Source organism: Coleofasciculus sp. E1-EBD-02, assembly GCF_040218245.1.
GTDB lineage: Bacteria > Cyanobacteriota > Cyanobacteriia > Cyanobacteriales > Coleofasciculaceae > Coleofasciculus.
Genome location: NZ_JAVJQN010000148.1, coordinates 22,618 through 44,174, shown reverse-complemented (window position 1 = coordinate 44,174; position 21,557 = coordinate 22,618). Strand labels below are relative to the sequence as shown.

Sequence of the window (21,557 nt, the reverse complement as noted above, 5' to 3'; positions counted from 1 at the left end):
CTGAATAAGTTTTATGGTGAGGGGAGGGAACAGGGAACAGGGAACAGGGAACAGTTTCAACCCTCTGTTGGGGGAAGATTTTGCAATCGCGGAGGTGAAAATCCAAGGATGCAAGAGCGTAAGGGTGTAAAAACGAAAGCACATGTTGGGTGAAAAAATGGCTTAAAACCCTTATCTGGTCTATCTTACACACTCATGCAGCAAGCCCTAGTGCAAGAAGGCAGAAATAACTGAACAGCTCCCTCAGCTCCCCCAGCTCCCTCAGCTCCCCCAGCTTCCCCAGCTCCCCCAGCTTCCCCAGCTTCCCCAGCTCCCCCAGCTCCCCCAGCTTCCCCAGCTCCCCCAGCTCCCCCAGCTCCCTACCCCACCACAAGACTTATTCAGCAGCCCCTAAAATAGGGAGCAGGGTTACATGGTGTATCCCTACTCCCGGTATTGCACTAATGTTCACGCTTTATCCGCTTTCTCTTCGACAGTCACGGTCTTTTGGCAATGTTAAGCCGTTCTTGCTGCGTCACTTGAGTCAAGCCAACTTGCTCCAGCAGAGCCAGAAAATCATCGTTGGTGGCTAGCTCATTAGAATTCGCGGTTTCAACTTTGGACATTGCGGCTAAAGCATCGTACCAAAGCCCAGCCTCAGCATAACTCCAAGCGCGATCGCGCCACACCTGTGTTGGCATATTATTCTTAGCCGGAGGAGTAGATAGCCGTTGTGGTTCTAAAGCGGTTGGTGTGGATACCCGCTCAATCCAGCTAATGAATACGGGATTAGCCGATGGATGCTTGGAATTACAAACCAGAGTGACTGACCATTTGTAGGTTCGTCCAGTTTGCAATTCGGGTCGGTCTTTCGGCACTTGCAACTGTATCATCCCGACTTTGGGAGAGTCTATCTGTTTCTCAAAGAGCGGTTCTGGAACTCCAGGTTCCACGAGAGCAAACCGCATCGGTACACCTTCAGGTACAGGCTGCGATAAGTACCAGAAAAAGGTAGGATGACCGGATGTGGTTTGTCCCGCATACTCTTCGGATGGAATCAACAATGTGACTAAATCGTTGGTTAACGATTGGCGACAGCCGCGTGAACCCGAGCCTATTGTCCGCCGTGGATTACTTGCCACGGGTGGTATATATTGTTTAGACGAACGATGGGTTGACGTTTTGTTTAACTCTGCGTTGGCAGGTAAATCGTTCCAAATCGAGGTCAGAATTTCTAAATTCTTCGATGACGAAAAAATCCGGGGTTCAGGTAGGTCTAAAAAGCCGAACATTTGCAGGGAAACAATTGAAGCTGTCCCGGCAATGATGGTTACTAATTTTTGCCGAGTGGTGTTCATGAGATTAAGTCCTTCGTTTCATAAGGGTCTTTTACAAAGGGTTGGGATGTGATGCACCTACTCCAGCTGTGGAAAAATTTTGCCTGAAGACTTTTGGACTCAATAGCGCTATTGGCTGACAAAATCTAAATCATTATACATGGCATTTTGAACAACTACAGCAAAATTTGATAAACGGCAGTTAACTGTTCGCGCCCTTTGAGTCTCACCTGACCGATTTGTTTTGTGGGGAATTGATTGTGTAGATGCTGGTATGTTTCTTCATTGATTAAAATCCGGCAAATTCCTCCATCGAGAGTTTTATCGTAACTTTCTAATCGAGCCGCTACATTTACGCTATCTCCTAGGGTGGTGTAGTCAAGCCGTTGAGCATTCCCCAAGCTACCTGTGACGACATCTCCGGTGGCAATTCCCACGCGCATTGCTGTTTGCGGATAGCCTTGACGTTGCCATTCTTGATTCAGGGTTTGCAGTTTTTGTGCCATGGCTAACGCACAGTTTACCGCCGCGATCGCATCCTGGTCAATTTCCTCGGATGTCGTGCGTTTAATCGGTACACCAAACACAGCCATAACTGCATCTCCGATAAACTTATCCACAACACCGCCATGATCTAGCACCGTTCCCGCCATGGCATCCATATATTGATTCAGCCAAGCCATCAGCACTTCCGAACCCATATTTTCTGCTACTGTACTAAACCCTTTCAGGTCTGAGAACAGAACCGTGGCAGTCATCTTCTGACCACGTAGACGTCCTTCTTTGAGAAGTTGTTCGCGATCGCGCCAAATTGCTTCGGCGATTTGCTTGGTGACATGGCGACCGAATAAATTCATAACGGTGTGTCGCTCTTCACGCTCGAAGTTACCGATGTACCCTGTCGTTGCTGTAGCGGCACCCAATAACGCCAAAGCTGGGGGAATCACAGGAATCCACCAACTGCTGATGATAAAGGCTAAGTAGCTGCTCCCGACCAGACCGACAAGTGCGAACAAAAGGCTAATTACTGTCCAACGAGGGAGTAATTTAGCTAAACCTCCTGCATCTCGCAACACCCAACACAGGGTTGCACCCGTCAAAGACCAGAGAAAAATCCAGATCCCTTCGATTGGTTCCGACCAAGTTTTCAGTCCAGAACGCCCTTCTAGGGCTGAACTCAGCAATTGACTAATCATGTTAGCCTGAACTTCTATCCCAGGTGTGCGCTCTTGGGTGGCAATTTTATCACCACTATAGGGGGTGTAGAAGAAATCATTCAGGCTAGTTGCCGTTGCCCCAATTAAAACGAGGCGATCGCGCATTAAGTCTGGTGGTATCCGGTCTTCGAGTACCTCTGTCAATGACACCCTGGGAAAGGTACGAGCCGGACCCTTATAGTTTAACAAAATCTGGTATCCCCCGTCATCAGCACTCACATAACCACCATCATTGGCTGAAAAAGGTTGAAACGTCCCCTTTCCTAAATGAATCATTAGGGGATTTGTTTGGGAGGGTTGAGATATGATGTCTTGCTCTGCTAAATACATCAATGCCAATCTCATACTAAAAGAGAAGCTGACTTGATCGTTGTCTAGCATATAAAGCAATGATCGACGCAGTTTACCATCCGCATCAATCACCACGTTATTAAACCCAACTTGTTCGCGTTGATCTAGCACGGGTGGAGGAGCTACACTAGCGCTAGGATCTTGCTGATTAATTTTTTCTATCCCGATTAAATTGGGAGTCGTTTCAAAAACATTGACTAATTCGTCATGACCGGGCAAAACCGGTAAATCTCGATACAGGTCAAGACCAATCACTCTCGGGTTTTGCGCTTTAATTTTTTTGAGGAGTTCAGCTAGCACATTATCCGGAATGGGCCACTGTCCGACCTTTTTTAGATCCGCCTCACTAATTCCCACAATCAGAATTCGTTCATCCACAGGTCCTTGAGGACGCCAACGAAAATATTGGTCAAGAGCTGCCCATTCCCAAGTCTGTAAAAAGCCGAGAAGTCGCAATAGAATAACGAGTCCAGCCACACCAGGAGCAACCGTCCAGACGCCTCGCCCTGCCCAAATTTTTTGTTTAAGGTCTTTCCACATCTTATTTTTTTAGCGCTCCTTGATGGTTAGAAAGCTAGCTCTCTCTACCTTATTCAAGGGCAAGTAATTGGAACCGAAAAATTAGGTTTAAAGGAATCAATTTTTACTAAAACTTTAAATTTGCGCTCTCTGGAATACCATTTTCGGAAAATTATCCCTGATCAAGGCGCATCGCTATCATTGGTGTCAACTTACGCTGAAAGCCGAGGGTGTAGGGGCAGGTTTTACCGATAACATTTTTTCACCAACCGATAACTTGACTAAACCCGCCCCGACTTCGGGAGCCTGTCAGTTTTGCCCATAAGTTCCAGTCGATTGGGTAAAACGATCGCGCAGCCTATTCCTCTTGTGATGCAGCCTGATAGCAGATTAAATCATCAGCATTCGCGATCGCTACCAGTTCCGGAGCCGTACCCACGACGACACGTCCATCAGACGTTACCATCATACCCTGAGCTTCTTGAATTGGGTCGCCCGGTTTCCAGAAACTGGGGGTTGAGGATGGGGAATTGACTGTTGGCGCAGTAGCTTGTTGTCCAGCATCGCCACTAATTCCCTGAACCTGAGTAACGGAATAGTTACCCTGTAACGGATCATAGGGGTTATTCGGTAAACCCCCCGTACCTGTAACGATAAAGCTACCTTGCTCCTTATTGCGGTGAGTGAGACAACTATCAGCAATCACTTGTTCTGGCGGCAGAAAATTGGTTGATAGTGGCGAGAGGGAATCTTGATTCAAATTCAGCGAGGATATAAATAAATTACCTGTATCACCGCTACCCAATGCCTCAACTGAAATATCCACTCGGTCATTACCCCGAAATGGCTCGAACGAACCTGGGTTGCGACCTACGGCTGTTCCTTGACCACTGGAGAAAAAGTCCGCCAGAAATACGGGAGAGATAATGGTGATATCACCGCCCCTGCCATCAACCGCATTTGCCAGAATATCACTATCTTCTAGAGCGATAAAAACATCGGAGTTAATGGTAATATTGCCACCGCCACCGACACTCTCAAAAACACTGGCACTAATCAAGCTACCGTCGCGTAGACGAATATCGTCGTCAGCCGTGATGTCAATGTTACCTCCCCCTGCTTGAGTTGAGGTCGCCCTGATCTCGCCTCCGTCTCGGAGTCTCAAGTTATTGGCAGTAATAGCTAAATTTCCTGCATCACCCGTTCCTTCACTGGAAACTTCCAATCGGCTAGGCAGAAGCTGACCATCTTCTCCTAAACCATTACCAAGAACTTCTACAGTATCTGAGGCGCTTACCGTTAACGTTCCACCCTGACCTGCACCAGAGGTAGCTGCTGATACCTTTCCTCCATCTCGGAGTCTCAAGTTATTGGTGGTAATTGTTAAGTTTCCTGCATCGCCTGTTCCTTGACTTGAAGCTTCTAAAGCACTGGAATTAATCTGATTCTCTCTACCAACACCTGTACCAATGATTTCTACCGAATCTGAGGCATTGACCGTTATCATTCCACCCTGACCTGCACCAGAGGTAGCTGCTGACACCTTCCCGCCGTCCTCAATAATCAGTCGTCCTGTAGTAATCTCTAAATTTCCAGCATCTCCATTGGTTTCGGTATCAACCCTTAATTCACTCGCATCAACGATTGGGGAACTGCCACTTATTTGTACCGATTCAGAGGCTGTTACAGTTAAGTTTCCACTGCGACCTGTATTAACCGGACCGATTCTGGATGGAAACGAACTAGTAGATATTCCTGCTCCATCCTGGAGAATTAATCGCCGAGTAGTAATTTTTATGTTTCCTGCATCTGCGTTATTGAACGTGATAGTGTTTATGTTACTAGACCTCTCACGCAAATCAGAAAATCCAATCAGTTCTACTGATTCTGAGCCAGTTACGACTATAGTGCCGGCTGAAACTGACCCAAACGTGACAGAAGAAATTTGTGAGCCATCAGTGAGTGTTATATGTCTGCCCTGTATCTGAATATCACCACTGCCAATATCTCCACTATTAAACAAAGGAAAAGGACCCAGATCCGTTACATCGATAATAGCTGCTTGAGATAGGTGAATATCTTGGAAATTCTCAACCTTCTCATAACTTAGAGCCAAACCTTGATTTGTTAGATTCAACTGAACCAGACTGTTGCCACCAACGCTTCCTACTTCAATCCGCCCACTTGGTGCTGTTAGATTCCCGCCTTCTAAGATAATTTCACCACCTACAAGTGCTAAACTTTTATCTGGATCTACTCTCAAACCCGCAGAAGTTAAACTACCATTCAATTGCTCCTGCGGCTCACCCCGACTTGCTTGAGAGCGGTTGATAATCCGTCCTGGAGAGTTTCCAAATTGTAGTCCGACAGGAACACTGACAGTAAGTACCGATGAGGCTGAAGGATTAGTGGCACTGAACTCTGTGCCATCGGCAAATTTGACGCTATTGGCTGTGCTAGCAATAAAAGAACCACCCAAATCTAGCGCTGCTTCAGTACCAAAGATAATGCCATTAGGATTGAGGAGAAATAAATTGGCATTACCTTGCGCTTTGAGTAAACCATCAATGTTCGAGATTGAATTTCCGGTCACACGGCTGATAATGTTTTGAACGGTAGAAGTGTTGTCAAACCAAGCCGCTCCACCTGTCGGCACAGAAAACTCATGAAAGCTATGGAAAAGGTTTTCTCCGGCTTGGCTGCCTCCAGTAATCGTGAATTGAAGATTGTCTGAACTATTAACATTTGTGGGTAATGTTCCATCTGGGACAACTTGCCCTTGAACAGAGCTGACTGAAATTAGAAAGCAATAGGGAAGAGTTGCCAAGAACCAGAATGGATAGCATCGTCGTTCCATATAATTACCTCAGGGGTCAATAGTAAGAGTCTAACAACTTACACCCCATTCAGGTTTGAATTACCTCTGCGCCTGAAGTATAATTATTCTCCAAAGAGGGTATTTCGTGAAGTTTAAATAGTTGTTTTATCCACAATAAGGAAACCAGAAGCGGAGCATAGGAGTACAATAACTACCATCAGCACTTGTCGCATCCTCTATCTGCTGTTGAGGACTCACAGGCTGGTCTTGCCTAACTCTATTCTCCATGCTGGCATTGGCGGAAACAGGAGCTGCGCCAACTTGAGTAGAAAATGTTAGACTGAGAGCGATCGCGGTAGATGCAACGAGTTTCATTTTTCTTTTCTCCGAGTAGATGTACGAACCTGTGAGCTTGGTGCTGATTCACCTAGCCCTAAAATTTGATTTTGAGAGATAAATTGCTCTTATTAGAGACTTTTTATTCAGTTGTTGGAGTTACCCTGTCAGTGACGCACCCGATTAGTAGAAGTTTTAGAGAAATCTTTTTCTGTCACTGCTCTATAATTAAACTATAGCAAGAGAAAATCCCAAATCAATGAACTTTACCAAAGCTTCATTTAGAGTTCATACACGCTTAATAAGCACATCTTATGCCTTAAGTTTTCTTTACAGAAGTTCTGGAGTAAGGAGTACACCGAAGTTACGGCGTTAGAGGCAATTAAACGTAATACCCAAAACTGTAGACTATAGGCTATGACTGTAGTTGAACCGAAATACATTTGAAATACATCCTGGGTTTAGTGGTGTTTGAGTTACGGTTATCCATTGAATGGGATTAAATTATTCGTCGAGCCGGATGGGACTTCTCTTTTCCGTCCAAGTGAGATATATCGATTCTTCGCTGGAGGGTTGCAACCGTGAAATCCTTATGGTACATGGGTTGCTTTTTATTCTTTTGTCAGAGTTTTTTAACAAAGTAAGTTTATGTTAAGAGTTGTAATGTAAGATTTGCTTATATTAAGGATTATGACGCAATAATTCGTAACTTTAAACTTACTATAGAATTACTGACATGGTTTCGCTTCACATCTCCCACCATACTGAGTTACAAGTAAGTAATTTTACTCAGCCTCCTGAAGATAGAACTCTTTCCCTCGCAGGTTGTTCCAGACATACCCCTCACATCTGTATAGCGGGAAATTCCCATGAATCTTGCCTTTAAGTTTATTTTGGGCGGAAAGATACTTAACTCCATTGCCTTGATTGAGCAACACGCTTACCTTGAACTCACATCCACCCGCATTAAAGATCTCAATCGTGAAAATTCGGTGAAAGGGAAGTCAACTCAGTCTCATCTGATCAAGTGGGCAGCCATCTCAAGAGACTATTTTCCCAATGAGCCTTGAACCATAAATCGCTACAATCCAACTCTAGTAAGCATTTCAGTTACAGCAGGTCGCGCTGGTCTATTTACAAATCAAAAGGCTGAATAACGGCTAAAAGCCCTATATAATCAGTATTTCTCCCCCCTATTGCCTATGACACACCGAGCGAAGCGTTCGACTGAACTTCGACAGGCTCAGGGGTCCGCGCTCACGCCGAAGTCCGAGGTGTTGCCTATTGCCTATTGCCCAGCGCGAAGCGCCGTGTCTGGGAAATCGCTGAAAAGTCCATCAATTCCCAGCCGATAGAATTGCTGATACTCCAATTCAGGATTACCTTGATAGTCGGGGGCGAGAAAAACCTCTTCATTGCGGAATGTCCAGCCATGAACCTGCAAACCCTGAGCATGAGCGTCATCGAGTAACGAGGTGGGGGGTAATAAGTAACCATCCGCCCCCGTGGGTACAATTAAACGTTTGTTAACTCCGATCGCATCTGCATAATCAGCAATTTCCCTTAACCCCTGAGGCGTTACCAGATCTCGATACGTCCGATTGCTATTGTCATGGTGTTGAGGATGAGCAATAAAATCGTAGGGTTGACCTGTGTTATTTAATAACTGTACCAAGGATACATCCGTTATCTGCTTGAGCGCTTTCAAGTTCGCCGTTTCAAAGGATTGGATGAACACAGGGGAAGTGCGATCGCACAATCCGTACTGGTTGAGGATATTTACCAACGGTTCTTCTAACGAGAGTCCGATCGCGGTAAAGTAGGTGGGATGCTTGGTTTCTGGATAAATGCCAATCATGCGTCCAGTTGCAGCACTTTGGCGTTGAACTAGCTCAATAATATCTACCAGAGTAGGGATATCAAACAACCCATCGAATTCTGGCGAACGCAGGTGAGGTAATCGTTCTTTGACTCGTAAGGTTTTTAGTTCTGCCAGAGTAAAGTCCTCAGTAAACCAACCCGTGACAGTTTGCCCATCAATCATTTTAGTGGTTTGGCGATCGCGAAATTCTGGACGAGTCGCCACATCGGTAGTACCCGAAATTTCGTTCTCGTGACGCGCCACCAATACCCCATCCTGTGTCATCACCAAATCGGGTTCAATGTAATCCGCCCCCATCTGAATCGCTAACTCATAAGCCGCGAGGGTATGTTCGGGACGATAGCCACTTGCGCCTCGGTGAGCAATCACCAAAGGACGGGATTTTTGGTCACGCGATCGCATCCTTATATATATGCCCCATATATATGCCCCTCTTTTTATTGTCTTCTCCCCAGACGCACCATGGCGCATTTGGAACATCCATCCCCTGCTCTCACAGAAGGGCGGGTTTAGTTCATTTAGAGGTTGTCTCCAAAATGCTATCGGTAAAACCCGCCCCTACAACCCGGCTCCTGGAGCGATCTCAACCGAAAACTTTTCGAGCGACTGAACTGAGCTTACCACGGTAATACTTCCCCCTTCGCGTGCCAAAACGTACCAGAATTTTCCAAGTTGAGCTGATCAATGCGGGCTAAAAGTCCCTGAACGGCTTCTTGGGGAGAAATACCATTATGACCTGTCATATCTGTACTCACCATACCCGGATGGAGAATAGCCACGGCAATTTGACGGGGTTTTAAATCAATCGACAGAGATTTACCCGCCATGGAAACGGCGACTTTCGACATACGGTAGCCGTAAGAATTACCTGAGGTGTTGTCTTCAATAGAACCCATGCGGCTAGTCATGATCGCAATCTTAGCACCCGCACCCAAATTGGGGAGTAACGCTTGGGTGACACGCAACGCGCCCAACGCATTGACCTCAAACTGCTGCCGGATAGCATCAAAGTCAAGCTGGGGGAGAGTATTTTTCCGCAAAATTCCGGCATTGTTAATCAATACATCGAGAGGAGTATTCTTTAAACGTGATGCTAAGTCAGCAACAGAGTCATCTGAGGTGATATCAATCCCCGTCTCCACCCGGATACCCAAGCTGTCGAGGGCTTCAGACGTTTTTCGACAAACTGCGATCGCGGTTTCTCCTCGTTCGGTTAGCTGTCGGCAATACTCTAAGCCGATACCTCGATTTGCGCCTGTTACTAAATAAGTTGCCATGCTATATTGATGTAAATTTAATCCCTACTGGTGTGGCACACCTTATTTGATGAATTAGAATTACGCCCGGAAACCGTAGGGGCGCATGGCGTGCGCCCAGTTTAAACGTCAAATCTATTCCACAATTTTAGCTGTGTCAGTCCACTACGCTATTGTGCCAGATACGGTTGAGATATTACAGCACTCTTTATACATCCCCTGCTCCCCCTGCTTCCCCTGCTCCCCCTGCTTCCCCTGCTCCCCCTGCTTCCCCTGCTCCCCCTGCTTCCCCTGCTTCCCCTGCTTCCCCTGCTTCCCCTGCTCCCCCTGCTCCCCCTGCTTCCCCTGCTCCCCCTGCTTCCCCTGCTTCCCCTGCTCCCCCCGCTCGTAAAACCCGCCCCTACACCCCCGCGCTAAAATCGCCGCCTGTATTCAATAATCGCCCGACTATCCCCAGAAAAATCAGTTCCCCCTCGCAATAAAACATTATCATTCAGCCGATAACGCAGATTGTATTGAAATGGTTCCCCAGTGGTTAACTCCTTCAACACCGACACCGAGAAATTTTGCGTGATATCAACCCCCGCCTCAGCCGCAAATCCCAAACTCGAAGCCCGTTCTTCATCATCAGGAATAATCGTCGGAAATAGGCGAAACTCACTCAACGGTAACGCATCCGCAATAAAATTACCCACCGGTCCCAACACCGCTGAACCCGCCAGATTCGCCAACCCCAACGTACTATCCCCTCGCCCTAAGGTATCCACAAATCCCCCACCCAACATCGCCACAATTTCCGCTTCGCTGCGTGCCGGTGTACTCGTCAATTCCAACCGATCCTCCAGTTGAGACGCTGGTCCTTCCACCTGGGCGACAACCCGAACCGTTTGCACTGCGCCCAACTCAAAATCAGGCACATCGGCAATTTCGGCGGACTCAGCGTCTGTAGGTAGTCGCCGTTGGGTGGCTTCGGCAACTGATGTGACTAAACGCACATCTAAATAAGGATCAAGTCCTTGACCGGAAATAAATTCCGCTGTATTTTCATACCCCCGCGCCAACCGGAATTGAGTGGTAAATAAATTCACCTGACCCCGGGTTAACTGAATCACCCCATTGGGTCTCAAATCTTCTAAGGTTCCATTCACTATTAGAGTCCCTTCGGCAAGGAAATTCAAAATCGGTGCCTTTCTAATTTGAATATCTTCCACCAGGGTAATTTTTAAGTCATTAAACTCGAAAACAATACCCTCCTCCGTATTACCCCCAGTTCCTACAGCAGTTCCCGCACCGCCATCTTGCTCAGGTAGTGGTACAGTACCATCAACTAAGTTAATTTCACCACCAATCGTGGGATTCAATGCTGTCCCAGTCAACACCACCTGACTTTGTTGAATCTGACCTCGATATAGGGCTTTCAGGTTAATTGCCAGTTGCCCAATATTCACAGTTAGTGGATTTGGCTGAGGAATGGGCTGAGAGATGGGCAGGGTTCCGGCTGCCGTAATTTGACCGCCACCATAGTTCGCCGTCAAGCTATTCACATCAACCCGGTCAAAGTTGAACTCAATTTCCCCCGTCACATCAGTCAGCGGTTCAGGTAGGGTTTGCGAGGCAATCGTCGCCCCTTCTACGATCGCAGTTCCCTGTGCCCTCACTCCTCTGGGACGACCTTCTTCTTGATCAAAGCTGCCTTGAATATCCAAATTCACGCTTCCGCTTCCCCCCCTCCAGACAACTTGCTGGCGGGTAAGGATATTTAATAAAGCCAACCCCTCGTCTTCCACATTCACACTCAGGCGGAGTACCTCACTCTCAGGGGCGATCGCGTCTGGAACAGGTAACTGGTAAGGGATACTCCCCTGAACCACCAATTGAGGTTCACCCTCGTCTGTGGGTATACTTTCGGCTAAGAACCGCAATCGGGCATCACTGTAACTGAAACTCCCCTGCAAGGTTTCAATCGCTTCTTGATTCAGCGTCGCATCGGTTACCGTCACTGATCCTCTGGCTTGGGGATTCTCTAAACTCCCCGAAAGCGTGGCCGTGGCGTCCAGATTGCCAGTAAAAAAGCCGATCGCAGGCGGTAAATCCACCACGTCTCGGATTAGGGCGATGGGGAAGTTTTCTAGGCGTAACTGACCCGATTGGGTTTCACCACCAATTGTCCCGGAAAATGTAGCAAAACTCTCTCCCGATCGCAAGGTAACCGGAAGCAGCGTCAGTACTCCGTTTTGGAAGCTGCCTTGAATTGTTGCTTGGTTAACCTGATAATCACCCCATTCCCAGTCTTGTCCCTCGATATCAAATTTGGCATTAATTCCCGATGCCAACGAGCCACTAATTCGTACCGTACCACTAAATGTGCCATCTAACTCCTCTAAATCAGGCAGAATCTCTGCTTCTTCCTCCGCCTGTTGCTGCTGTCGCAGCAGGGTTTCAATTTCCGAGAGACGGCGCAGCTGGGTGTGTAATTTGGCTTGGGGCATTCCCACTTGGGCGATATCCAAGGGTGCGGTGGGGGTGGTGGGTGGTGTTGTGGTCAAGTCGATTAACTGTAGGCCCCCCACCAGGGTTTCCAGTTGTCCCTGTTCAATATTCAGCGTCCCTTGAAACTGAGGTCCCGTGGGTGTTTGTTGAATTCGACCTGATAGGCTATACAGATTTTCCCCTGGTGTCGCTTCCCCGGGCAAACGACTGCCAAAAATTGGACCGGTTAATTCCACTTGGTCTAACGCCACGTCAAAGGTATTCAAATTAATTGCTACTTCCCCAGAAATATCACCCACCAAGGGTTGAGTCTGCAGGGCGGCAGGCACCGGGGCGATATCTTTAATCAAGGCGATGGGAATATTTTCTGTATTCACCCGTAGCACATTACCCTGGCGTGTCCCCGTTGCGATCGCATCCCCGCGACGAATGTTAAAGGAAACAGGAAGATAATCCGATCCCAGGGCTACTTCAATCTGATCGGTCTCACCTTGGAGATCGAGTTCCACACCCTCTCCGGGTATCACCCTAACTGGACCAGCGAGTTCCTCTTCAAACGTCAACCCACTGACGGCAAAGTCCTCCAGTTCCAAATTCCCCTGAACACGAGGATTTGTCACTGTCCCGGCAATTGTACCCGTAAAATCTGCCAATCCCGCCACATCCACATCCGCTGCGGCTGGGGGTAAATACGCCGAGAGTTCGGTTAACTCTAAGTTATTTGCTGCCACATCCAGGTTAAAATTCCCCACCGCCCCAATTCCTTGATCCAACTGGGCAGGATTCACGCCAATAAACCCACTAGCAGAGAGTCCCTCGGCGGTTAACTGTTGTAGGTCTATCCCTTGACCTGTCCAGCGAAATGTGGTATTGACAGGACGGTCGATCAGGGCAAATCCTTGACTAAATCGCAGTTGACCCGCCGCCGTTAGCGATCGCGCGATCGCTTCTGGGGTTAATGTCTCTAAACTGGTGGAGACATCCACATTGCCGCTTAAGGTTCCTGTCAACTGTTCCCCAAACCTTGCCAATGCAATCCCTTCCGGGTTTAACTGGGCTTGTAGCGTCCCATTATTTAACTGTACCCCCGTCGCCCTCACCGTACCTCCCGCCACGGCTAATCTGCCCTGACCTTGGGCTTGAATCTGATCCAGTGCCACCTTCTCAAGAGACCCCGACAGGTCAAAATTCCCGGCAAACACCCCAGCAAACTGCGGCGGTAATTCCGGCGCTAACCTCGCCAACTCCAGCCCCGCCGCTTGCACATCTGCCTGCCAACGTCCGGCGGCGAGATTAATCTCCCTTGCCCGGACAACACCCCCTGCCAGGTTAATTAAAGCATTTCCATCCCCCCGAATCCTTTCCAGCGCTAACTGATCCAGACTCCCGGACAGATTCATAATTCCGGTTAAATTCCCCGACAATTGCGACGGTAGCTGAGGCACAACCCCCGCCAATCCCACCCGATTCGCCGCCACCGTAGCTTGCCAACGACCAGCATTTACATCCAAATTCGACACTTGAACGGTTCCCCCACCCACATTCAGTTGTCCCTCACCGGCTACATTAATCGCTGATGGGGAAAACTCATCCAAGGAACCCGACGCCACAAACGTACCACTAAACGGCGACTCCAATTGAGGCGGTAATTGAGGCACAAATTCTGCCAACTGAATCCGATTCGCGTCTATTCGGGCTTGCCAACGCCCCTTGTCTAGAGTCACCTCCTCCAGATTAATCCGTCCCCCAGCCGCTGTCAGCGTCACTTGACCAATGCCGCTAATCCCGGAAACCGAGGGATCTGCCAGAGAACCAGACAGGGCAAACGTGGCGTTGATCGGTTCTTGTAGGGCGTCCGGAATTTGCGGGGCTAACTCTCCCAACTGCACCCCATTGGCATCAACATTAGCCCGCCAGCGCCCTTGGGACAGTTGGATATTCTCGACGCCAATCGTTCCTCCTGCCAGATTTAGGCGTCCCCTACCCTGGGCGCGAATCTGGGATAAGGCAAACTGATCCAAAGGGGTTGATAGGGTAAACTGACCGGCTACCGTCCCCTGAAATTGCGATGGCACATCAGCCAGTTGAGACAGTTCCACCCCTTGGGCTTGGACTAAGGCGGTGAGACGATTATCCAGAACTTGCAGATTTGTCGCCGTGACTGTACCCCCAGCCGCTTGCACCGTTGCCCTTCCCGTGGCGCGGATGTTTTGGGGATTATCCAAGGGACCGAAAATTCGGGCAGTTCCGGAGAGATTACCGACGGGAATCGGTAGGGTGGTGTTGTAGGTTTTTGCCAGTGCCGTGGTTGGCAGGTTATTAGCTTGCAAGTTAAATTGTAATCCTCCCTTTTCCCCCAGTTCAATGACACCTTCTCCAGTAATTTTGCCACCGATGGCGGGTTGGGCTTGCAGGTTGCGAACGGCGAGGCGGGTGGGATCTTGCGGTTGGGCGGGTGTGGTGAGGGTAAAATCGGTACTGATCGTGCTGAAGGTGACGCGATCAATCTGAGTCGGTTTCGTGGTGACGGCTTCTCCCTTAACCACAGGTTGAGTCAAAGATCCCGTTACTAGCAGGGCGGCTTTGACTTCTCCGGACAGGGGAACGGGCGTGTCTTCCAGATTAAAGGTTTGCAAAACAGGCTTAATCTGTATCGCTTGGATTTGGGCGGTGAGATTAAATCCTGTCTCTAGATCAACGCTACCATTGGCAGTGGCGGGAATTTGCCCGAATTGGGTGGTTACATCTTCTAAGCGAATGGTTGTTTCTTTGAAGCGTAGTCGTCCATTGGTATTGGCAAAGGCTTGGGGAAGTTGGGGAACTTGGGCGGTTACGTTGTTGAGGGTGGCGTTTCCCAGAAACTGGAGGGGTTGATCGGGTTTAACCGTGATTTCTAAGTCCCCGCCGACGTTACCTGCTTTTACGTCTAGAGGGAGGGGAATTAGGCGATTTAAGGTACTGGCATTGACATTCTGCCCATTAACCTGTAAATGAGTGGTGCTAGTCGGGAAAAGCTGTTCCCCTTTCAGGTTAAAGGTTCCGCCACTAGCGATTTCACCTTGGACATCGAAGCGAATAATCTCATTATCCTGTAAGAATTGACTACTTCCTTGGGGAATTGCGATCGCGACGGGGGATTGCTGTTTGCCTTCCGTGGATCGAGGCACAAGCTGTACATCAGCATTCCGTACCCCTAACTGTTGCAAATCTACCTCAATTGGACCCGGTTCTCCTTGCTCTTTAAGTTCCAAGGGCATCCATGATCCATCGACGGCTTGTTCGATATAGACATCAGGTTCAATTAGGGTAACCTTTAATTCTAACCGACGGTCGAATATCAGGGGGAGTAAATCATACTGAACTTCCACCGCTTCAATCGAGGCGCGATCGGGTTCGGTATCCGTAGGGGGTAAGGCGGCGCTATCAAAGCGCAACCCATTCAGGGAAAAGCGTTCAACCTCGCCAATTTCCACGGGGCGTTGTAGAAGTTGGGTGAGGTTTCTTGCCACCAAGGGTGCCAACATCTGTTGGATAAAATACCACGCAAAACCCATCCCCCCAGCGATTCCCACCAGCAGGATGATACTGATCCCAATTAACCAACGCCGACGTCGCGATCGCCTGGGAGGTGGAGATTCTGGTTGTTCATTGGAATTGGATTCCGGTTCGTTATTGGGAGGGGGTACATTGGTCATAGTCCTTAATTCACGCCGGGAAAGAGAAGGCGGTTAGGTTGCTGGGTGAGTGCGATCGCTAGCTAATTTCAGTCAGGGAAGGCTTAGTTTTTTACTTTTACTATAGACGGATACTAGAATACGCCAATTCCCCCCATAGGGGTAGATGACTAAGTTCGTTTGGTCAAGGGAAGCTGGGGAAGCTGGGGAAGCTGGGGGAGCTGGGGGAGCTGGGGGAGCTGGGGAAGCTGGGGGAGCTGGGGAAGCTGGGGGAGCTGGGGGAGCTGGGGGAGCTGGGGGAGCTGGGGGAGCTGGGGGAGCAATATAGAAACGTAACAGGCTACGTCTGGAAGATGGGGGAGATGTTAGCTGTTGGCGTTATTTCTGCCTTACGTCAGTTCTGCTGTCTTGTCATCAAAACCTGATAATGTCAGGATTTGTAAATTTATTCCTCCAGAAATAGACTAGCATTACCGCAAAAAAGTATCATTAGCTACAGAAATAGAATCTACCTGAGAGTTTTGACTCAGATCAGTGCAGTGGATCGGTGGGTAGGTTGCGGTAATCACATTGATATAATCTTATGGATGTCGAGACAGCGATCGATTGGGATGAAGCCTTTGAATATCTACCGGGTTCTCTGGTGGAATTGAAAGCACAACCAGGAACCACACATTGTATTGACTTTTATGAACCCATGATGGTTCCCCCGATTTGGTTAGTGGATGATCCACGTCCCCGCTATCCCCACGAGTTAAGGATCGTATCACGCCTGAATGAGCGGGTTTGTTCATTAGAGTCTCAAGCCGTTTAAGCGCCTGTTGGGGATTGGCAAGCACGACGGCGTTGGTGGAAATGCGGGGGAATTTTGTGCAGAATGTGTCGCGGATGGTGCAACGTCATGATTTACTGAGACTCACGGCAAGTACCCATCCCAGTTACCTTTTGGCGATTCCCACCTTGGGGGGAGAACCAGAGGCGATCGCCCGAACCCAGCAAGACACCTCTATCATTGTCGTACATTTTCCCAGCAGTAGCTGATCAATCCAATTTAACCGAGGAATTGAGGGGGCAAACCCGGCGATCGCTTGGAGTTAAGGTAGAGTTAGTCCACAGATAGTCTTGACTCCAAACACAACCTTGTTCGAGTAACTCATCTAAATTCAGATTCCAGAGAATAGCGGTGCGATCACGACTCGCAGACGCTAAGGTTTGCCCATCCGGGTGATAATCTAGACTCAAGACCTGATTATCATGTCCTTTCAGGGTTTGCAATAGCGTTCCCTGGAGACTCCAAAACTTGATCGTGCGATCGCTACTGGCAGAGGCGAGGGTTTGACCATCGGGACTAAAGGCTACCTGCTTGACTTGGTCTCGATGTCCCGTTAACGTTGCCTGTAACCTGCCATCCCGTCGCCACAGTTTCACACGACTGTCAGCACTAGCCGAAGCCAACAGTTGACCATTGGGACTGAAGCTGACACTATCGATCCAACTGGAGTGTCCTGTGAGGGTTTGCTCAAGATGCCAACTCGGATTCTCCCCGTTGTCCCATCGCCACAACTTCACCGTTTCATCCTTGCCACCCGATGCTAAACGTTGACCATCCGGACTAAACGCCACCGATAAAACTTGCCCCTGATGTTCTCGGAGAAAGTGGTGAACCGTAAACTGACCCGTCGGACGTTGACGCCAGAGTCCAATCCGGGCATCATCCCCAGCCGTGGCTAACCATTGTCCATCCGGACTAAACGCCACATCCCGCACCCCAGCGTGATGGGGCAGCGTTTGCTGAAGTTGTCCCTGAATCGTCCAGAGTTTAACCGTACCATCCGCGCTGGCTGTAGCGATCAGCCGACCATCTAAGCTAAACTCCAGGCGGTGAATCGATTGCTGATGACCCCTTAGAGTTGCCAAATGTTTGCCATGCCTACGCCATAGCCTCAAGGTGCGGTCATCGCTAACGGTCGCCAGGATCTCTCCATCCGGGCTAAAGCGAATATGATTCACTGCCGCTAAATGCCCCTGTAAATGAGGGCGCTGGCGCTGATGAGTATACCACAGGCGAATGGTTGTATCTGCACTCGCCGAGGCGAGAATTTGACTATCTGGGCTAAAACTCACATCATAGACTGAAGCGGTATGCCCGTCCAACGTCGTCACCAACGTCCCATCGCGACGCCATAGCTTCACAGACCTATCCGCACCAGCCGAAGCCAAGAACTGACCATCAGGACTAAAACGCACCCGCCAAACTCTTTTGCGGTGTCCGGTGAGAACCTGGGGGGAACTAAACTTACCCTGGTGATTCCGTTGCCACAGGACTATTTCACCTTGGTTGGTGGCGGCGGCTAAAGACTGACCATCAGGGCTAAAGCTAATACTACGAATCGAACCCTGTTGTGCCTGCAAAACATCAACAGGTGTACCATCCCGTTGCCATAACCTCACCGTGCCATCACTCCCTGCCGAAGCCAGAATTTGGCTATCGGGGCTAAAGCTGACGGCTAACACCCAACTGGGATGAGCGTTCAGGGCGATCGCCCCCGACTGAGGAATACCATTGACATCGGTTTGCCATACCCTCACCGTGCGGTCAGCACTCGCAGAGGCAAACAGTTGTCCATCGGGACTGAAGCTAACACTATTCACTTTGTCAGTATGTCCCGTCAGCACCGCCACAGGCGTCCCATCCGGTTGCCAGAGGCGAATCGTGTGGTCATAGCTAGCCGATGCCAGAATTTTACCATTAGGACTGAAACTGACACTTCTGACCAAATCCTCATGTCCCCTAAGCGTTGCCAAGAGTTCACCATCACGCCGCCACAGCCTTACAGTCCGGTCATCGCTAGCCGATGCCAGCATTTGCCCATCGGGACTAAAGCAGGTGGCAATTACTGTGCGGGTATGACCATCGAGGCGGTTAAATTCGCGACTCTCATAAAGCAATTGCTGTAACGAAGTAATCACTTGGGTACGGGTATGAGGATGAGCCGCGAGTAACTGTTTAAGCTGCCAACCCGTGTGGATACTAGCAACCAGGGCTTCTAACTCTAAACCCACAGCCGATAGTTCTGCCACCGATGTACTCGCTGCATCCAGTTGGGCATTGACTTGGGCGAACTGAATCCGTTGCCACTGCCAGATGGCTAGGCTTGCTAACACCACAACAGTGACACAACCGCTGGTGAGACTCGCCACAGAGCGACGACGTTGGCGATCGCGCTGGCGACGGATTTGGGTTTGGTGGGTGAAACTGGCGTGAATAAAGTCCTGTTCCTGCCGACTCAGTGAGGATTGCCGTTGCTCATACCAATGCTGTGCTTCTAACAGCAGTACCCCTTGCCACAGGGCATCAGGAGAGCGATGATTGGCGTGCCATTGGCGCATCGCCACCCGCAATCGTTCCTGCCATAGGCGAAAGCTGCGATCGGCGGCTAGCCATTGCTGTAATCTTCCCCAGTGTTGGATCAGGGCTTCATGGACGATTTCTACGACGGCTGATTCTCTACCGTCAGCTTGGCGAATCACAATTAACCGGGCAGCCACTAAGTCGCAGACAACCTGCCAATTCGCCGCCCCGATTTCTGTGGCTGTGGCAAAGCGGCGGGTATCAGCCGTACCCTCTCCCAAATGCACCAGTTGAGTAAAGATGTGCTGGGTGCGGTTTTGGGCATCGGCGTCCAGTTTACCATACACCTGCTCGGCATACTGAGCTAACGCCTGCTCGACGCCCCCCAGATGATCATAAGCCTCATGGGTGAGACTGCCATCGTTTTGCTGTTCCCAGAGTCGGGTTAGGGTAAATTCCAGTAACGGCAGATTCCCCGTTGCCACACCGACGGCATCCAGGAGTCGTTCAGTTAAACCGTCAGCCATTTGCAAACCTGAGTGCTGTGCCGGTTGGGTAATTGCCGCCGCCAGTTCGGTGCGGCTCATCGGAGTGAGCAATTCGGGTGGGTTGGCGCTCAAGGCGTCTGCCATGGGACGGTAGGAGAGGGCAGATTCCAGGAAATCAGCTCGGAGAGTGGCGACTAGGGTAAAGTTGGTGTGGGAGTGCAGGGCGGCGAGTAGGGTATCTTGAAACTGTTGGCGTTCTGCGGTTGAGGGACACAGGGTATACAACTCCTCCAGTTGATCCACGACCAGTAGGAGTTGGCAAGGGGCTGGGGATCTCGACTGGATACGGTCAATAATATCAGCGAGGATAATGTCTCCCTGGTGTAGGGCTGTCGCTAGCTTCTGCGTTTCGACAAGCTGGTCAGTCGTTCCCCCACAGGGTTCGAGCCAAGGGAGCAAGGCAGCCGCCAAGCGCCAGAAAGGGCGATCGCCGGGACGTAAGCTGGCAATCAGCCAGTTGCCCTGTTGCCGTAGCTGGGGAATTAATCCGGCAAAGACTAGGGAGGATTTGCCACTACCAGAGGCACCGATTAGCGTGACTAGGGGACGCTGCTGTACCGCTTGGTGCAGTTTGGCAGTGACGGTTTCCCGCCCAAAGAAAAAGGGGGCGTCGGCTTCCTGGAAAGCCGCTAATCCGCGATAGGGACAAGGGTGTTGGCGTAGGGCAGTTGGGATGAACTGTGCAGTCTGCCAAAAATCGGGATGGGCGGTGGGATTTTGACACAGGATCGGTAGCCACGTTGCGCCGGGACAGTGGGTTTCTAAACTCTGCAACTGTTCTCTGGCTTGCCGCACCGCTAAATAGAGGGCTTCTCCTCTTGCCAAAGCGGTCAAAAAATGCTGAAGAAATGCCTGGGCAACGGTGTCGGGTACAGGTTCGCGCATGACAATGGTTTGCGGCAGATGCAGGCGTTCTAATGACCGGGCTAACCCCAGACCATCACAGGAATTGAAGATTGCCAAACGCAGTCCTCGGGCGATCGCTTGTTTGAGGGCATAGCTGAGGGATTCTAACCCGATGCACTGGTGGGAGTTCAGGGCAATTTGTCCCGTTGTGCCGTCGGCGTGGCTGGCACTATGTCCGGCAAAAAAGAAAATATCCCAGCCTTGGGGTTGCCACAGATACTGGGTTAACTGTTGCGGGGAGGGTTCGACCAGAAATACCGTCTCTATGGGGTGGGGAAGGCTCTCGAACAGGCGGCGATCGCCATCGACATCAATGTCGGCACGGTGACCAAAAACGGCTAAAACTCTGAGCTGTTGTCGGGAAGAAACGATAGGTTCAATACGATCATAAATCGGGGGACTCAAGGCAACTTCGGCTTGAGGATAGGGGGCTAAAACCTCCCACAAATGCCAAGGCAATCGGCGTAAGGTGTCATTTGGCACTTGCAGCAGCAACCAAACGGGTTCCCTGGGGTCTAGTTCGGCTAACAGTTGCTCACGCAGGGGACGGAAGGGTTCAGCTTGCAGCCAATGGTTAAAGGTTTGGGTTAAGAGTTGGGCTTCCTGCTGGCAAGTGGTAACGGCGGTAGTGCGTGAACCATTGGTGACGGGGTTGGCACGCTCTTCTAAGCGATACAGCAGCAGTAATTGGCGATAGAGGGTTTGCCAGTGACGATACTGTTGACTCAGTTGGGGACAAGGGGGTAACTTACCTTGGCGGCGAGTTTTCAACAATAACCCAGCGCGATCGCGTCTCGTCTCCCAGGCTGAACGAATTTCCAGCGTCACGTTTACGCCTTGGTCTAAGTCGCCGTCGAGGTCAAAGATGACAAGCTGTCCCATGTCCCTGATG

Annotated in this window: 13 protein-coding genes; 4 read left to right on the top strand and 9 right to left on the bottom strand. The window is 49.8% G+C overall.

The annotated features are described in order from the left end of the window. Positions 1-193 precede the first annotated feature (193 nt). The 5 genes from RIC07_RS23475 to RIC07_RS23455 all read right to left on the bottom strand — a co-directional run bounded on the left by RIC07_RS23475 (position 194) and on the right by RIC07_RS23455 (position 6,596). Positions 194-373 carry a hypothetical protein gene (locus RIC07_RS23475; RefSeq protein WP_446396618.1) on the bottom strand — a complete coding sequence of 60 codons (180 nt, stop codon included), beginning with the start codon at positions 371-373 and terminating at the stop codon, positions 194-196. A gap of 103 nt (positions 374-476) precedes the next feature. Then, entirely contained in the window at positions 477-1,337 is an 861-nt protein-coding gene (locus RIC07_RS23470) for a DUF928 domain-containing protein (RefSeq protein ID WP_446396617.1), read from the bottom strand. A 155-nt stretch (positions 1,338-1,492) separates the two neighbouring features. Next, positions 1,493-3,424, bottom strand: coding sequence for a CHASE2 domain-containing protein (locus tag RIC07_RS23465; protein ID WP_446396616.1), 1,932 nt, complete (start codon positions 3,422-3,424; stop codon positions 1,493-1,495). 337 nt (positions 3,425-3,761) lie between these two features. Further along, complete coding sequence (locus RIC07_RS23460; protein WP_446396615.1) at positions 3,762-6,260, bottom strand: two-partner secretion domain-containing protein; 2,499 nt, start codon at positions 6,258-6,260, stop codon at positions 3,762-3,764. A gap of 126 nt (positions 6,261-6,386) precedes the next feature. Continuing rightward, a complete protein-coding gene (locus RIC07_RS23455) occupies positions 6,387-6,596 on the bottom strand; it encodes a hypothetical protein (protein WP_446396614.1) in 210 nt (69 codons plus the stop codon). 830 nt (positions 6,597-7,426) lie between these two features. On the opposite strand from RIC07_RS23455, the gene RIC07_RS23450 reads away from it, so the two are divergent. Further along, positions 7,427-7,627, top strand: a complete 201-nt coding sequence (locus RIC07_RS23450) for a hypothetical protein (protein WP_446365367.1) — start codon at positions 7,427-7,429, stop codon at positions 7,625-7,627. A gap of 218 nt (positions 7,628-7,845) precedes the next feature. Here the strand turns inward: RIC07_RS23450 and RIC07_RS23445 are convergent, their stop codons facing one another. The 3 genes from RIC07_RS23445 to RIC07_RS23435 form a co-directional block, all read right to left on the bottom strand. Beyond that, entirely contained in the window at positions 7,846-8,841 is a 996-nt protein-coding gene (locus tag RIC07_RS23445) for a glycerophosphodiester phosphodiesterase (protein ID WP_446396613.1), read from the bottom strand. A 215-nt stretch (positions 8,842-9,056) separates the two neighbouring features. Then, positions 9,057-9,716, bottom strand: a complete 660-nt coding sequence (locus RIC07_RS23440; RefSeq protein WP_446396612.1) for an SDR family oxidoreductase — start codon at positions 9,714-9,716, stop codon at positions 9,057-9,059. Positions 9,717-10,108: 392 nt separating this feature from the next. Next, positions 10,109-15,880 (bottom strand): translocation/assembly module TamB domain-containing protein, encoded by a 5,772-nt coding sequence (locus RIC07_RS23435; RefSeq protein ID WP_446396611.1) that lies wholly within the window; start codon positions 15,878-15,880, stop codon positions 10,109-10,111. A gap of 145 nt (positions 15,881-16,025) precedes the next feature. Between RIC07_RS23435 and RIC07_RS23430 the strand changes: the two genes are divergently transcribed. From RIC07_RS23430 to RIC07_RS23420, 3 genes are all read left to right on the top strand, one after another. Next, entirely contained in the window at positions 16,026-16,187 is a 162-nt protein-coding gene (locus RIC07_RS23430; protein ID WP_446396610.1) for a hypothetical protein, read from the top strand. 255 nt (positions 16,188-16,442) lie between these two features. Beyond that, positions 16,443-16,673 carry a hypothetical protein gene (locus tag RIC07_RS23425; RefSeq protein WP_446396609.1) on the top strand — a complete coding sequence of 77 codons (231 nt, stop codon included), beginning with the start codon at positions 16,443-16,445 and terminating at the stop codon, positions 16,671-16,673. A gap of 14 nt (positions 16,674-16,687) precedes the next feature. Then, positions 16,688-16,900 (top strand): hypothetical protein, encoded by a 213-nt coding sequence (locus RIC07_RS23420; protein ID WP_446396608.1) that lies wholly within the window; start codon positions 16,688-16,690, stop codon positions 16,898-16,900. Here the strand turns inward: RIC07_RS23420 and RIC07_RS23415 are convergent, their stop codons facing one another. Next, positions 16,901-21,547 carry an nSTAND1 domain-containing NTPase gene (locus tag RIC07_RS23415; protein WP_446396607.1) on the bottom strand — a complete coding sequence of 1,549 codons (4,647 nt, stop codon included), beginning with the start codon at positions 21,545-21,547 and terminating at the stop codon, positions 16,901-16,903. Between the last annotated feature and the right edge of the window lie 10 nt (positions 21,548-21,557).

Excerpts from the sequence above, each read along its gene's own strand:
- RIC07_RS23470 (WP_446396617.1), bottom strand. The coding sequence starts at position 1,337 with ATGAACACCACTCGGCAAAAATTAGTAACCATCATTGCCGGGACAGCT.
- RIC07_RS23465 (WP_446396616.1), bottom strand. The coding sequence starts at position 3,424 with ATGTGGAAAGACCTTAAACAAAAAATTTGGGCAGGGCGAGGCGTCTGG.
- RIC07_RS23460 (WP_446396615.1), bottom strand. The coding sequence starts at position 6,260 with ATGGAACGACGATGCTATCCATTCTGGTTCTTGGCAACTCTTCCCTAT.
- RIC07_RS23455 (WP_446396614.1), bottom strand. The coding sequence starts at position 6,596 with ATGAAACTCGTTGCATCTACCGCGATCGCTCTCAGTCTAACATTTTCT.
- RIC07_RS23450 (WP_446365367.1), top strand. The coding sequence starts at position 7,427 with ATGAATCTTGCCTTTAAGTTTATTTTGGGCGGAAAGATACTTAACTCC.
- RIC07_RS23445 (WP_446396613.1), bottom strand. The coding sequence starts at position 8,841 with ATGCGATCGCGTGACCAAAAATCCCGTCCTTTGGTGATTGCTCACCGA.
- RIC07_RS23440 (WP_446396612.1), bottom strand. The coding sequence starts at position 9,716 with ATGGCAACTTATTTAGTAACAGGCGCAAATCGAGGTATCGGCTTAGAG.
- RIC07_RS23435 (WP_446396611.1), bottom strand. The coding sequence starts at position 15,880 with ATGACCAATGTACCCCCTCCCAATAACGAACCGGAATCCAATTCCAAT.
- RIC07_RS23430 (WP_446396610.1), top strand. The coding sequence starts at position 16,026 with ATGACTAAGTTCGTTTGGTCAAGGGAAGCTGGGGAAGCTGGGGAAGCT.
- RIC07_RS23425 (WP_446396609.1), top strand. The coding sequence starts at position 16,443 with ATGGATGTCGAGACAGCGATCGATTGGGATGAAGCCTTTGAATATCTA.
- RIC07_RS23415 (WP_446396607.1), bottom strand. The coding sequence starts at position 21,547 with ATGGGACAGCTTGTCATCTTTGACCTCGACGGCGACTTAGACCAAGGC.